12 protein-coding genes are annotated in these 13,639 nt (G+C 56.6%); 4 read left to right on the top strand and 8 right to left on the bottom strand.

The features are described from left to right. Positions 1–86: 86 nt before the first annotated feature. Genes HMPREF9237_RS01825 through HMPREF9237_RS01815 form a run of 3 tightly spaced genes read right to left on the bottom strand, consistent with a single transcriptional unit; the run spans position 87 to position 6,219 of the window. Positions 87–1,346 carry a GIY-YIG nuclease family protein gene (locus tag HMPREF9237_RS01825; protein ID WP_016442015.1) on the bottom strand — a complete coding sequence of 420 codons (1,260 nt, stop codon included), beginning with the start codon at positions 1,344–1,346 and terminating at the stop codon, positions 87–89. Continuing rightward, positions 1,346–3,463 (bottom strand): DEAD/DEAH box helicase, encoded by a 2,118-nt coding sequence (locus HMPREF9237_RS01820; protein ID WP_016442014.1) that lies wholly within the window; start codon positions 3,461–3,463, stop codon positions 1,346–1,348. Before HMPREF9237_RS01820 ends, HMPREF9237_RS01825 begins: the two co-directional genes overlap by 1 nt. Before the next feature lie 2 nt (positions 3,464–3,465). Further along, entirely contained in the window at positions 3,466–6,219 is a 2,754-nt protein-coding gene (locus HMPREF9237_RS01815; protein WP_016442013.1) for a DNA methyltransferase, read from the bottom strand. 169 nt (positions 6,220–6,388) lie between these two features. On the opposite strand from HMPREF9237_RS01815, the gene HMPREF9237_RS01810 reads away from it, so the two are divergent. Further along, complete coding sequence (locus HMPREF9237_RS01810) at positions 6,389–7,573, top strand: XRE family transcriptional regulator (protein ID WP_016442012.1); 1,185 nt, start codon at positions 6,389–6,391, stop codon at positions 7,571–7,573. A 418-nt stretch (positions 7,574–7,991) separates the two neighbouring features. Here HMPREF9237_RS01810 and HMPREF9237_RS08780 read toward each other — a convergent pair whose 3' ends face one another. Next, entirely contained in the window at positions 7,992–8,447 is a 456-nt protein-coding gene (locus HMPREF9237_RS08780) for a helix-turn-helix domain-containing protein (protein ID WP_016442011.1), read from the bottom strand. A 128-nt stretch (positions 8,448–8,575) separates the two neighbouring features. On the opposite strand from HMPREF9237_RS08780, the gene HMPREF9237_RS01800 reads away from it, so the two are divergent. Continuing rightward, positions 8,576–9,346: a DUF4261 domain-containing protein gene (locus tag HMPREF9237_RS01800; protein WP_016442010.1), complete on the top strand. Its 771-nt coding sequence runs from the start codon at positions 8,576–8,578 to the stop codon at positions 9,344–9,346. A gap of 57 nt (positions 9,347–9,403) precedes the next feature. Here the strand turns inward: HMPREF9237_RS01800 and HMPREF9237_RS09405 are convergent, their stop codons facing one another. The 3 genes from HMPREF9237_RS09405 to HMPREF9237_RS09160 are packed head-to-tail and all read right to left on the bottom strand — an operon-like array spanning position 9,404 to position 10,421. Continuing rightward, a complete protein-coding gene (locus tag HMPREF9237_RS09405) occupies positions 9,404–9,766 on the bottom strand; it encodes a hypothetical protein (RefSeq protein ID WP_016442009.1) in 363 nt (120 codons plus the stop codon). Continuing rightward, positions 9,736–10,023: a hypothetical protein gene (locus tag HMPREF9237_RS01795; RefSeq protein WP_016442008.1), complete on the bottom strand. Its 288-nt coding sequence runs from the start codon at positions 10,021–10,023 to the stop codon at positions 9,736–9,738. The genes HMPREF9237_RS09405 and HMPREF9237_RS01795 overlap by 31 nt, the downstream gene beginning before the upstream one ends. A 14-nt stretch (positions 10,024–10,037) precedes the next feature. Next, positions 10,038–10,421, bottom strand: a complete 384-nt coding sequence (locus tag HMPREF9237_RS09160; RefSeq protein ID WP_016442007.1) for a TM2 domain-containing protein — start codon at positions 10,419–10,421, stop codon at positions 10,038–10,040. A gap of 240 nt (positions 10,422–10,661) precedes the next feature. Here HMPREF9237_RS09160 and HMPREF9237_RS01785 point away from each other — a divergent pair, with 240 nt between their 5' ends. Continuing rightward, positions 10,662–11,912, top strand: a complete 1,251-nt coding sequence (locus HMPREF9237_RS01785) for an ATP-binding protein (protein WP_016442006.1) — start codon at positions 10,662–10,664, stop codon at positions 11,910–11,912. Positions 11,913–11,972: 60 nt separating this feature from the next. Here HMPREF9237_RS01785 and HMPREF9237_RS01780 read toward each other — a convergent pair whose 3' ends face one another. Further along, a complete protein-coding gene (locus HMPREF9237_RS01780; protein ID WP_016442005.1) occupies positions 11,973–12,407 on the bottom strand; it encodes a Panacea domain-containing protein in 435 nt (144 codons plus the stop codon). Between the two features lie 35 nt (positions 12,408–12,442). Between HMPREF9237_RS01780 and HMPREF9237_RS01775 the strand changes: the two genes are divergently transcribed. Further along, positions 12,443–13,504: a RelA/SpoT domain-containing protein gene (locus HMPREF9237_RS01775; RefSeq protein ID WP_016442004.1), complete on the top strand. Its 1,062-nt coding sequence runs from the start codon at positions 12,443–12,445 to the stop codon at positions 13,502–13,504. Positions 13,505–13,639: the final 135 nt, after the last annotated feature.

The raw sequence follows: 13,639 nt of genomic DNA, 5'->3' as shown, positions 1-13,639 counted from the left end.
AGTTCAGGATCATTTTGGATTCAGAGTCTCTCGGCGTTTGCCGGCTCAAGTAAGTGGCCGGTGGTTGCGGTAAATGAATGTTATTTTCACCCATTCTTGATTTCCACGAAACTCTGACTCCCCTTGTCATAGCGGTACCGGGTGTTTTCCCCGTTTTGAATGAGCTCAACGGCGGTGGCGATGGCTTCGCGCGGGACGATGAACCATTCGCTCGGGTCGTAGTTTTTGCCCTCGCTATCGATTTGCGAGAGGGATACTTTTACGTCCGCGAAGATCTGGTGGAGCAGGTGCTCTAGTTTCGCAGCATTGACATCGTAAGTCACGTACGTGTCTACGATTTCGACGGGTGCCATGAGGTAGGTGGGTGATTGTTCGGCGCCAGCGATGCGCTTTTCTACCGGCCCGCGCGAGAACCCTATCTTGTGGAGGTTGCGCAGGCTGGAGATTTGCGGATCTGTGGAGAGGGAACACAGCACATAGATCCACCCGGTTGGAGTCTCGTCCGGGGAAGCTTCGCTGGCAATTTCACTAGATGCCTCAACATCCGCCGAGGGTTCGGCGTAGGCAAGGTCGTAAGCAACATCGGCGGGTTGGGTGATGATCCGGCCGTCTTCTTCTGCCATTCGTCCCGCGAGGGATTGGCGGTAGAGATCAGATTCTGTCCCGTTTTCAAAAATAACCCGCAGACGTTGCCTGGTAATTGTTTTGCCGGCACTGGTGACAGTTTTTTCGTCTTCTCCTTCGGAGTCGACGTATCCCATAACCCCGTTCAGGACGAAATACAGCCCGTCCCGAATCACGTTGATTCCCGTTTCTATACTCTTATAAGGTTTCTGCTCCACGACCCCGGCCGAAAGCTGTGCATGCTTGGCTTTGAAGAGCGGCTCAAACTTCTCAAACTCTTTTGCTTTCACGCGTTTGGCCACGTAGTCCGGCGCTGCATTAGTCCGCGGAGGCGCAGCGGGGAGCCGGGACACATCGGTGATCCCGTATCCGTCGTCCAGGAGGTTGAACTCATCGGAGGCCAGAACATCGTCGATGCTCTGCGGGGCTTCTTCGCGGGTGAGTAGCCCGAATTCAGTGTCGAGGTCCTTGAGCTTTTCTAGCTTTTCGGGATCGGCACGGATTCCTTCCAGGCGCGCCCCGAGCTTGCGTTCTCCGATAGCGCGGGTGTGCGGATCAGGTTCGCGCCCTTCTTTGGCCCTGAAGTCCACGATTTCCAGGAAGGCGCGTTCTAGCCGGTCTTCACTGGTGAAACGCCGCGGGGCCGGAGGGGCGTCAAGCAACCCTTCGGTATCGGAGGCGAGGATCTTCGCGAATTCTGCTTCAAAATCGAAATCAGCCATTAGTTCTTATCCCCCTGGGAAGCATCGGCGCCTGCGGTACGTACTGGTACCGGAACGTCTTCGGCATGCTTGCCACCGCTGCGCACTGCCGCGGGTTCGATCGGCTCCACTCCGGCCGCAGCTTCAGCTGCCGCTTCGGCCGCCGCTTTCTCAGCATCCCGCTTTGCTTTTTCGCGTTGCAGGATAAGCAGCCCTTCGGCGTACATTTTTTCGGTAGGGTCGTCGCTGCGCACGTCCGGGCGGCGGCCATTGACCTTGACCCAGTCGGTGATTGCGGGCCACATTTCCATTGCCTCTTCTGGCTTCAGGGTGATGCGGGTAGCGGCAATGGCATCTTGGATGATGCGCAGCACCGGGCTGGAGACCTGCTTGGACATCACTTCGAAGGCCTTCTGGAAGGGGTTGATGGATTCGATGAGGTCGATATTGATCTCATCAATATCCACGAACTTGTTCCCCATTTCCACGAAACGCCGGTCTCCCACGGTCCGTACTTCGCCGGATTTGATCACGGAGGAGACCACCACTTGCTGGCGGATTTGCTCGACTTCTTTCTCAGTGATGTCCGGGTAGGTTTGGCGAATGATGCGCGGGATAAGCACCTTGTTGATGACTTCGGGTTCCGCAGCCCCGGCCGCGGCCCGCGCCACCTGGTCATCTTGCAAAATATTGGCCTTCAGGTCATCAATACCGGTGGCGATAATCTCCTTGGCGCGCTTCGTCGTGGGCTCCACCAGGCCTTTGACTTCCAGGGTGCCGGGATCCGGGGCTTCGTCTGTGTTCCGCTTGGCCCGGAAGTTGTAGTTCGGGGCAAGCACCTGTTCCATGAGCAGCGCCGCGGTGATGCCTTTCAGCACGTTATTGACGGAGAGCGTCACTTCGTTTTGGGTGGCATCCGGTTCGGCCAGCAGGTTCGTGAATTGCGCGTGGCTTTTCCCGGGGCTATCGCGGGTAACGCGCCCAATGATCTGGATGAGTTCGGTATGTGAGGCACGGTAGCCAACCGTGAGTGCGTGTTCCGCGAAAGGCCAGTCGAAACCTTCTTTCGCCATCCCGAGCGCGATGATGATATCGGCGGCGTCGCGATTCTTCGCGGCCACATCGGTCAAGTACACCAGGGTCTTAGCGCGCGCTTTCTCATCGCTATCGTCCACAAGGTCAGCCACGCGCAGCACGGCACCGGTATCGCGCCGCCGCACGAAGATCATGCATTCGTCCCCGGGGAAACGCGGCTCTACCTGTGCAACTTCTTCGGGCGAAAGTACTTCGCCAATAATGTCGAGGATCTTCCCGACTTCTTCGTACTTGTCCTTGGTGGATTCCCCGGAGTTCACGGAGGGGATATGCAGAATGGTTTTCTTGTCGAGGTCCAGCACTTCCGCGATGGCGTCGGTGTAACGGCCCTGGTAGAAGTGGTGGCCGATCCCTAGTGTTTTCAGGTACTGGTAGCCGTTGAGCTGGTCGTAGTAGTTGAAAGTGACGGGCGTGAATTTCGCTTCGTCTTTCGGGTCCAGCACAGGCACGGAGTCACCACGGAAATAGGAGCCGGTCATGGCGATGATATGCGCGTCGGACTGCTCCATAATGGCATGCAGCACGGAGCCGAGCCGGTTGTTATCCAGGTCTGCGGAGACGTGATGGAATTCGTCAATCGCGATCACGCAGCCGTTGAAATCCTCAGGTTTAGCCTGCTCAAAGGCGAAACGCAGGGTGGCGTGCGTGCAGACGAGCGTGGCATCCGGCCCTTCCAGGAAACGCAGGAATGCAGCGACTTTCGATTCGTTGCTGCCGGGTGTGCAGAGGTTGTTCGCGGGTTTGACGTCCCAGTCCGCGAAGAAGCCGTAGGTGGTGAGGTCGGTGGGCGCGAAGGACGCACCGATGGAGCGTTCGGGTACCGCCACGATGACCTTGCGCCGGCCCTGGTTGAAGAGCTTATCGAGCGCAATAAACATGAGCGCGCGCGATTTCCCGGAAGCGGGCGGCGCCTTGATGAGCAGGTACTGGGAGGCGCGCTGTTCATAGGCACGGGCCTGCATTTCCCGCATCCCGAGCTCATCGGTGGCAACCGATTTCCCGGTTTGCGCATAGGTCACGTCCACAACGTTTTCGGTGGCCACGGCTACTTCCCTTCTGCTTCGATCATCTGCTGATACTTCGCGAATAGCACCGCGAGGCGTTCCTCATCGGATGCGAACGGGGTGCTCTTATAAAGTCTATCGACGGCTTCGTCATTTTTTTCGTGTGCTTCGCGGAGGTTGCGCGGCATGAGGTCTGGGTCGTAGAGCTCGGCTAAGGTTTTTTCGCAGTGGTATTCGCGCACATCGAGTACGCGTAGCGCGCGTTTCGTGAGTTCTTCTTTCGACGACGCCGATAACTCTGGCACGGGGAAAGTGTTATAGACGAGGGTGTTTGAATAGCGTAGTCGGGTTTCTAGTCTGCCGCCAACAGCGCGTAGCCAGGCCATGTGCATCTTTGAGGTCAGCAAGGCAAACAACCACGGCTCGGCATCGTAAACAGCGAAAGCCAGGTTGGAGATGACGGTGTCCGGACCCAGGTACCCGATAGGTACGTAATCGCGGCGCTCCGAGGATACACTCGGCACAATAATTGAGTCGGTGGGCTTGTAACGGATCTCATCGAAACTCCAGGGGATGCTAGCGAGTTTTTGCGTAGCTTTTCTCACGCTGGCTAACCGCATCTGAGTGACGTGCTCAAATCTGCGTTTTATCTCAGGAATTGTACTTGCCTCATCGCGATTGTCTTTGGTGAACCAGAGACAAAAACGGTCCTTCCCGTTGATCAATTCGTCAGCACCGATAAAGCTTTTTACGACATCGGACAGTTGTGGGTAGTGGGTCAGAATGTCTTCTGCCTCCAGTGGGGAAAGAACAAGATTTCCTCCGTCACGGGGTAACGACCCCAGTGTCATCGGGGGGAGAAAACGGCACAACGGCTCCCGGGTTTTTTGTCGAACAACAACGGATCGTCCCTCGACCAGATAAGGATTAATATTCGAGGCTGACACTTGGATATCGCCGGTGATGAGGTACTTCTTTTCCTCACTTTCATTACGCAAGCTAATGACAGCGACAGTTACTCCCGCATTATGCGACGCGTTATTCGTCCACTTAAATGAGGGGTATGCGTACCCGATCTCAATGCTTCCGGTAAAGACATGCGGGTAAAGCAATTCAACTTGGAGGCCCTGGAAAATGGAATTGGTGGTAACAAAAGCCAGCTTGGCCTTCGTTCCCTTGATATACCGAGAGCCTTTGATGAGCCACAAACAGACGTAGTCCAGATCCTTGGGGTATTTGGGGGAGTCGAAGACGTGTGTGAAGTCTTCTTTCTGTTCGGCGGTCTGTTTTTTGGATCCTACATATGGTGGGTTTCCGATTAAATAAATTTCGTCGGTGCCGTTGTTGGGGCAGACCTCGTTCCAGTCGATGCGGGTCGCGTTGCCGTGCACGATATGCCCGGTCTCCTTGAGTGGAATGAGGGGAATATCCAGGCCGAATTTGGCTTTGAACTCCTGGTTCATCTGGTGCTTGGCGATCCAGAGGGACAGGATAGCCATCTCCACGGAGATGTCGTCAATTTCGATGCCATAGAAGTTCTCAATATTGATCACCGAGGAGCCAAAGCCCAGGGTGGCAGCGCCGAGCTTCTCTTCCTCACCCATGCCGAGCAGGCCCCAGCGGCCCGCCGAAGAAAGAGAATCAATGCGATCGAGGATGGCATGCTCGAGCTTGCGCAATTCCTTATATGCGATAACTAAAAAGTTGCCGCTGCCGCTGGCCGGATCAAAAAGCTTGATTTTTGAAATTCTTGTGAGGAGTTTCTTGAGTCGCGGTACCGATTCGCAGGCTTTGTCGTATTCGTTCCAGAGCTCATCCAGGAAGAGCGGCTTGATTGTTTTGAGGATATTGGGCACCGAGGTGTAGTGCTGGCCCAGGTTGGCGCGCTGGTCCTTATCTACCACCGCCTGGAACATGGAGCCGAAAATATCCGGGTTGATTTCCGACCAGTTCAGGGTGCCGAGCTCCAGGAGCGAATCGCGCGCGTGCTTGGTGAATTGGGGGACTGTCAAGGAGGCGGCGTCGTCGTTATTAATGCGGAAAAGGCGACCATTGACGTAGGGGAAGCTCTGCAAGTAGACGGGTTTATCGGACGTGTTCGGGGTGTCCAGCGCGTGGAAAAGTGCGGTGAGGAATGCGGCGGTGTCGGAGCCGTCGCGCTGGGTGTGTGAGCCGACCGCGCTGGTGAACTGGCCTTTTGCGAAGATGCCGGTATCCTCCGCGAAGAAGCAGAAGAGGAGGCGAGTGAAGAAGATGTTGAGGCTGTGGGGAGATTTGTCCTCGTGGAAGAGGTTGGGGTTGGCGGCGAGGAGTTCGTCGTACACCTTGCTCATGTGTTCGGCGGCGCGGCGGTCCGCGTGGGTATCCGAGGAGAAGTGCTGTTTCTCCATATTCGCCCAGGGGAGGAAGAAGGTGAAATCGCTGGCGAGTTTGGCGAGGGGGATGCTGAGGGAATCGCCGGTTTTGGTATCAATTGCGGCGAGGGATTCGTAATTCGTGGCGATGACGAAGCGGGTATTGAAGCGGAGCGCGGCATCGTTGGTTTTCATTTCCAGCGCGGCGGCCATGAGGTCACGGCTGGTTTCAGCCAGGTAGATCTTGTTTTTCCACACGATATCGCGCTCCGGGTTTTCCGCGACGTTGAGTGAGCTGGCGGTGGTGGAACGCAGGCGGGTGACGCTGGATTTGGAGATGCCGTAAGCGAGGAGGAGGTCGAAGAAGAAATCGCGAGTGAAGGGCGCACGGGAGGTGAGTTTCTTGACGTGCTCCTCAATACTCTGGAGGGTGATGGCCACGGCCAGCTCCTTTCGCGGACGGGCCCGGGCACGGCGCAGGTGCTGCGGCTCGGGCGGTACGTTCCTATCTTAGAGGGGGCTTGCGACAGAAATTTTGGGGAGTCGAGCTCCGACTACGATGGAGGCAATCAAACGGTAGTCCGGCCAACAGAGAAGTAGGGTGCAGCCAATGATGGAAGGCAGGCTTAGAGCTGAGCGGCTTAAAGCGCTGCTGGACATAAATCAGGCGACGTGGCAGGAGCTCAGTGACCAGCTTGGCGTGAGCCAGTCCTTTATCTCCGAGCTGTTCCGGAACGGAAGCATGTTCGATGAGGAACTTGCGGTGCGCGCGGCTCAGATCTTCCACGTGCCGCTGTCCTTCTTCGCGGTAGACGATTCGAAGTTCGCCAGCATAACCACAACTTTCAGCAAATCCGGTTTCGCTGCGGGCACTGCTGGGTGCGCGGAAACTGCTGAGCGCAGAGAAGCCGCTGAGCTCGCGGCCACCGCTGAACGCAAGGTCAACCAGCTCGCGCGAGAAGTTAACCGCGCCTGGGATGCTCTCTCGCGAGAATCTGGGTACCTCGATTTCCCCAGTAACGATCTGCTCGCCTTGGGCTTAGGTGTGGAAAAGGTTGCTGAACAAACTCGCAAGGTTCTCGGACTTAGCGCCACGGAGCCGATTCAGAATGTCACCCATATCCTTGGGCTTCTCGGGATTGCTGTGGTGTACCCCTTACTGGAGGACGTGGAAGACGCCGGGCACCTCGCGATTTCCCTGCCTAGCAGGGAAAATACTCGCCCAGCGGTCAGTATTGTGCACCGTACGGAAGGCGCGCGCCAGCGCCTCACCCTCGCTCACGAACTTGGGCACCTTCTATTCGATCAGGGCCTTACTCAGCCGATCCCTTCCACTCGCGCTCCGCAAGAACGCCGTGCCTACGACTTCGCGGGGGCACTTTTGCTTCCAGAATCCGTGGCCCGGGCACGTATTAATGAAACGACGCCGCTACGTAGCTTGCTAGATATCAGGCGAGAATACGGAATCAGTGTGGCAGCCACCGCCGTGCGTGCCCAGCGCCTTGGGATCATTACGCAGCACCGTTTCCGGAGTCTGCAGATTCAGCTGGCTAACGCCGGCTGGCGTAAGCGCGAGCCGGTGATTGTCCCTCCGGAAAAGCCTTCCTTGTTCAGGCAAGCGGCGGAGCGAGTATTCGGCAAGAAAGCCCTGGCTTTTAGGATGTCCGAAGTTTTGGGGCTCAAACCGGAATGGATTAACTCCTGGCTGCATCTCGATTCCGCCGCCGATACCGCTAGTGTGGAAAAGTTCGGTGACGGTGGCGAATCGCAGGTTATCCAGTTGCGCCAGAGATAAGCAGAGCGAAAAGAGGATCAGCCCACACCAAGAAAACTTGGGCAGGCTGAACTATTGGCTTGATCTTAGCGTGTAAGTCTGCGCCCGTTCAAGTGAATTAATCCGTGTTTGCATCTATGGCGCGGATGCGCGAGCCGCGCCCATTCAGAGACCTTTACGGATCTTGCGGAGTTCGCGCATCACTACTTCGGCATCCTCAGGAGTCTGAGCGTAAAGGCAAAATTTGTACTTTATATCCTAAGCGACGGTAGAAAAGTGGCCCAGTTTTCGACCGTGCACGGAATCCTATAGGTTCTAAAGCGGAAGGTATTTGAGCACTTCCGTGGAGAAGTGCGGGTGGAAAGTCTTTGAGGTTGAACGTGACGATCACATCTCAATCGCTACGGAGTGCGGTCGGTATCCAGGTAAGCCGCGCGCATTAGTTCCTACTGCCCATCTCTCGGATTGCCTGGGTGATAACTTCGGGATCTTCGTCGTAATCGCCCATGGCATAGGAATCTACCATGAGAGCATCGAGAGCTTCACGAGTTTGCTGCCACTGCTTTTCTCGATAATTCAGTACATCCGAGAGCCAGAGCCGGCGGTGGGTGGTAATTTTCCGGAAGGGTATAGCGCCGTCTTCGCATAGCTTCACCACGGTCGGGCGGGTCATATTCAACATATCGGCAGCTTCCTGAGTGGAGATTTCCCTATCTCCATCAGGTTCTTCCTGCACGGCCATCGAAATTTGCGCCCGCAGCGGGGGTGGAACTTCTACAGCAATACCGTCAAAAACCAATTCGATCCTGCGTGACTTAGCGAGAAGCCGGCGGATTCGATCCATGATCTCCGGATCAATCTGCGCGATTTTGTCATCATGTGAAACAGTTGTCACATCACACCTCCTTTTCGTTTCTTTCGTTTCTAGTGTAGTGGGCGACGCTCATCGAGGGAAGACTTCATCACGCTGGTTGGGGAACCCCGTATCGCACTCGCCTTGGCCAAGCCGCTACGATAGGGCACATGGCTCAAGTTCCGGTGTCCGCTATTCATCCTGTTGCCCCTGACCACCTGGGCGCCGTCGCCCTTTTTAGTGCGCCGATTGACGTGCGCGCGGCGCTGGAACGCGTGGAAGTGGACGGCCAGGCCCTCGATGTCCACCTGGATGAGCTCCCCGGCGGGCAGGTCTTCAATTTTCTGGCCAGTGGCGTGACTGTGCTGCTCACGCCCGTCTCCGGGCCGGCCGCGCTGGAGGGCGCCACTCCGCCGCACGCTTTCCACATTATGATGACGTTTTTCTCCGATATGGCGCGCGCCGGGGAGGACATGCCCGACCCGGTGAGCGACGAGTTCGCGGCGCGGCGTCGTACCTCTATGCACACGCTGCACCGGGTGTACACGGCCGTGATCCGCTCGCTCATGGGCGAGGAAGCCGCGGTGGGTGTGGCGCGCCCCGAGCTGGGCATCATCTACCCCGCCGATGTGGTGACCGGCTATCGGATCGACGCCGCGGATCCGTTCCTACTGTGGATTTACGTGCCGATGCGCGCCGGCGAGCTAGTATCCGGACGCACCGTGGGCCTGCCGCTTTTCGGGCACCTCGACCTCGAGGTGAAGGACAGTCACCGCCCGCGCGAGGCCGTGTACGAACTGCTCGCGAACACCGCCGGATATATTATCTCCGACGGCGCAACCCTCATGCCAGGGCAAACTCTGGGCACCGCCGCGGATGAGTCCATCGCCATCGCCCAGGGCCGCGATGGCGACACCCCCACGTTGCGGTTGGTGTACTAAATCAGAAAAACAAAAGGAGGGTGCCGCAGCCCCTCCTTTTCATGAGTTTCCGTTATGTTAGCGCCAGTCGAGTGATGGCAACGGGGGACGCTTCCAGATAGTGGGTAGGCGGAACTCCGCCTTCCACTGGCCGCTATCCGGCCCGGTACTGGGCCGAACCATCCAATAATCTTTGGCCGCATATCCTTTTTCGAGCGCCAGTTTCATAACGGTTCCCAATTGTTCCCCGGGGAGGAAAAATGGATCCTGTTCTGTCCTCCAGAGGTACTCTTCTTCATCATCCCACTCGTTTTTAAGGGGGACTCCCCTGTATCCATTTACGTCTGCGTTGCTCTCGTCAAGGTAGAGCTGCGAGATGCACCCATCGAGTTTTTTATAGGGATTTTTCCCTAAAACGTTAAGGAGAATGTTGCGTCCCACCCGGACTTCTTATTCTCGTATTCGAGGAGATCCTCAGGTGGAATGTCGAGACGCCACCAAGAGTCTTTGACGTTGATGATATGACGATATGGAGACATCGCATGCATCATGGCGGAAACCATGACGGACATGCTCACGCCCGTTTCTTCGGCAAAGAAACCATCACGGGGAGGGAAATCGGCCTCGAAAATGGACTGTGGAGTTTCCAAGGTGACGACATCGTTCTCTGTATCAAAGGTGAGAAGAATCGTGTCCACGAGCTACCCCTTTCTTAGTAAATCCAATCCCCGCTCTGGGTGAAGATGAAATCGTCACCGGGGTACTTGCTGAGCTTCACACAGCCGATAATGAACTCCACCAGCGCCCAAATGCCGATAGTGAGCCAGTTAAACAGAATCATGCAGATTCCGATACCTACCTGACCGCGCAGGAAACGGTGGACGCCGAAGCCGCCCAGGAAGAAAGCAAGGAGCACGTAAACGATCTTGTTGACCGTGCGGAATTGCGGCTCTTGGTAGTAAGCGGGCGGGGCTGTGGGATACGCCTCCGGAGCGGTGGGGTACGGCTGTCCCGGCCCCTGATACGGCTGCCCCGGAAGTGGATACTGCTGGTTCTGTTGCGGCCCCCGTTGTGGGTACGGTTCAAAAGCGCTCATTGATCCAATCTTTCCTTGTGCCCGGTATGTCACGAGCTCCTGCCGAAAAGTATAGCCGGCGGGCCCGTGAGCTGGGCTGCTATGAGCTGTGAGGAAACGCCCGGCACCTGGTGAGGAAACGCCCGGCCCCGTAAAAGCAATAGCTGCGAGGCCTCAAAAGCGGCGACCGCGAATACGCAAGACTGATAATGAAAAGCCCGCAATAGTGATAATGGCACGAGAAACGGCTAGTCTCACAGCATGGCTTATATTCGGCGCGCGGTTGATACAGTGCTGCAACAAGACCTGGAAATCATGGGTGGCGTGGTGATTGAAGGTGCGCGCGGCTGCGGCAAAACGGAAACGGGTATATTCCACGCCAAATCAGAATTCCGCGTGGACCAGGCATCCAACCAGCGCCTCGCGGAACTCAATCCCCAGGGAGTTCTGGAAGGCGATGTTCCCCGGCTCGTTGATGAGTGGCAGCTCGCCCCGATCCTGTGGAACGAGATCCGCCACGAAATCGACGCGCGGCGCGCCCCTGGCCAGTTCATTTTATCGGGCTCGGCCACCCCGGCCGATTCGATTACCCGCCACACCGGAGCCGGCCGGCTCTCCCGAGTGCGCATGCGCCCCATGGCCCTGGGCGAAGCCTATCCGCGGGAAGACCGCATCACCCTGAACGAGCTACGCACCACCACAAACGTGCGCTACGTACCCGGGGCCCTTAGCTACCCCGAACTCGCGACCGAAGCGGTGCGAGGCGGCTGGCCCTTCCTTGTCTCCTCGCAAAATCCTGCCTTTATCCGATTCGTCCACAACTACGTGGACAATATCGCGCATGCGAACCTCGCGCAGGTGGACGCCCGCTTCGATCCGGAACGGGTGCGGCGCCTACTGCGCTCCCTCGCCCGCAATATCGCGAGCGAAACCGCGGCCACCACCCTCTCCCAAGATATTTCCGCGGGCGGCGGCCAGCTCTCCCCACAAAGCGTACGAAGCTACCTCGATGCACTCACCCGGATTTTCATTGTTGAGGAGCTCCCGCCCTGGAGCGGATCCTTGCGCTCAAAAACCCGACTCCGCAAACAGGCGAAACTGCATTTCTGCGATCCCTCCCTGGCGCTCGCGGCCCTCCGCGCAACCCCGGAAGAGCTCGCGAATGACCCCGACTATTTCGGTCAGATTTTCGAATCGATGGCGGTCCGGGACATCCGCACCTACGCGGAGCAGATCGATGCCACCTGTTTCGGTTACCGTGATGAGAGCGGCCTGGAAGTAGACATTCTGCTGGAGTTCAGCGATGGTCACTGGGCAGGCATCGAAGTGAAACTTGGCGAATCGGATCGCGCCGTGAGCGCAGGGGAGCGCAATCTACTCCGGTTGCGTGACGCCCGCATGGTGAAAGCCCCGGATTTCCTGGCGGTGGTGACCGGCGGCCGCACCGCATTCACGTTGCCAAGCGGCGTTCATATTCTTCCCCTGAGCACCATGGGGCCTCTAGTGCAGTGATGCTATCTCCCAAAGATCGCAGAAAAATCCCCTCACCAATTCCGTGGCGAGGGGAACGCTTTACCCGAGAACCGGGTGCTGACTGTAGTAGCTTTGCAATGACTCCTTGGAAATGAGGCGGTCTCCAATTTCTATGGGTGAAAGCCCTTCCCGCATATTCTTCCAGGGGTCCTCACTATGGGTGCGAGCCGAAAGTTGATTGCCGCTGAGCTGAGCGAGGCGGTCAACGACCTCGTTCACGATCTGCGCTTCATCGGCCGTGATTGTGCTATCAAGTTCGCCCTTGCGGATAATGAACTTTCCGCGGTGCTGGTTGAAGAGCGCAGGGCTAACCGGACCACCTCTCCAAGCCTGGAAATCCTCCGGGAAAAGAGGATACCCGCGCGTAGCGAGGCAGTGAGCTTGACTGTAAAAAGCGAGCTTCTGCATCTTCATAGTGGTCATATCTCCACAACGTTGCAAAATATATCCGGCGACATGTGTAATAGATGCCATTCGAGTGCCTCCTTCCACCCTGTAGTCTAGTGAACATGACGGGTTTTGGCACTGAGGGTTCGGTGACACGCAGCGCTGCGAAGAAGGCGTCCAAACTCCTTGCTTCGGAAGATGAGAAAGAAGCCGCAGCGGCGCGCGCGATTATCCAGCAATGGCGAAAGCAGCATCTCGAGCCAACGTGGGGAGTATTTGATTCAGCTCGGATGGTGTGCCAATCTCTGAGCGGTGCCCTCGCAACATTCCGTCTTAAACGAATGGAGTCTATCGAGAGCAAGATCCTCCGGCCAGGTAAAAACTACGATGCCGGGGCGATGGATGATATCGGTGGCTGCCGGATTATTCTTCCGGGGATGAGTGAGCTTGACGCAGCGCGAGAGCTCATAACCGATGCTATTTCGGTCCGAAAGGTAAAAGATTACGTTTACCTCGATGCACCTCCGAGTGGATATCGTTCTATCCACCTACTTGCCCAGAACGAAGGCAAAGAAAAGGGCCTTAGCTACCGCGTTGAAGTTCAGCTCCGCACAGAGCTTCAGCACGCCTGGGCGACCGCCATTGAGGCAGCAAGCAACGTTTACGGCGAGAATTATAAAGACCCTGCGCCGAGAACAATGTCGGAAATCGGCGTGAAGCGATTGGAGTTTTTCCGGCTGGTATCCGCCGGTTTTGCACTGAGTGAAGGCGTTTTGCTCGATCAAGGAGTTCCCCAAAGTATTGAGGAAATTCGGGAAAAGCTCCACGGTTCTAGCGTTAGTAAGAGCATCGTGGATGATCTCGAACTCGTGACCGATGATGTTGTTCAGTTAACAGAAGGGCACGAGGATCCCGGTTTATATCTCCTGATATTTGAGCGTGAGAGACAGGAAGTTGCTGTTCAACATTTTGATAATGAGGATCCACGCAAGGCACTTGCGGCATATAACGAGCTTGAGGAGGAAAACAGCAGGAAGGGAGCTGCAGCGGCAGGTCTTTCCGATGGTGTTCTGGTGTACTCAGATAATCCGGAACGCCTCCCACTCGCGTACCCGAATTATTCCAGCAATGTGAATGTATTCCTGAAACGGTATCGGGAAATCTTCCAGTTGGAAGATGAATAACGCGGTTTCTTGCAGCTGACCCGCATACTGAGCTACGACACATGCCCACGTGCGCGCATCCCGCTATAATCATGACCGTCCGTGCGGTGGCAGAGCCGGACACCATAACCATATTTTTTCAACACGCATGGAAAG

It is taken from the genome of Actinotignum schaalii FB123-CNA-2, from assembly GCF_000411135.1.
Lineage (GTDB): Bacteria > Actinomycetota > Actinomycetes > Actinomycetales > Actinomycetaceae > Actinotignum > Actinotignum schaalii_A.
This window is presented reverse-complemented; position numbering and strand designations above follow the sequence as displayed.

Bases quoted from the DNA above. Each gene is read 5' to 3' on its own strand.
- HMPREF9237_RS01810 (WP_016442012.1), top strand. From the start codon at position 6,389: ATGATGGAAGGCAGGCTTAGAGCTGAGCGGCTTAAAGCGCTGCTGGAC.
- HMPREF9237_RS01785 (WP_016442006.1), top strand. From the start codon at position 10,662: ATGGCTTATATTCGGCGCGCGGTTGATACAGTGCTGCAACAAGACCTG.
- HMPREF9237_RS01825 (WP_016442015.1), bottom strand. From the start codon at position 1,346: ATGGCTGATTTCGATTTTGAAGCAGAATTCGCGAAGATCCTCGCCTCC.
- HMPREF9237_RS01775 (WP_016442004.1), top strand. From the start codon at position 12,443: ATGACGGGTTTTGGCACTGAGGGTTCGGTGACACGCAGCGCTGCGAAG.
- HMPREF9237_RS01800 (WP_016442010.1), top strand. From the start codon at position 8,576: ATGGCTCAAGTTCCGGTGTCCGCTATTCATCCTGTTGCCCCTGACCAC.
- HMPREF9237_RS09160 (WP_016442007.1), bottom strand. From the start codon at position 10,421: ATGAGCGCTTTTGAACCGTACCCACAACGGGGGCCGCAACAGAACCAG.
- HMPREF9237_RS01780 (WP_016442005.1), bottom strand. From the start codon at position 12,407: ATGGCATCTATTACACATGTCGCCGGATATATTTTGCAACGTTGTGGA.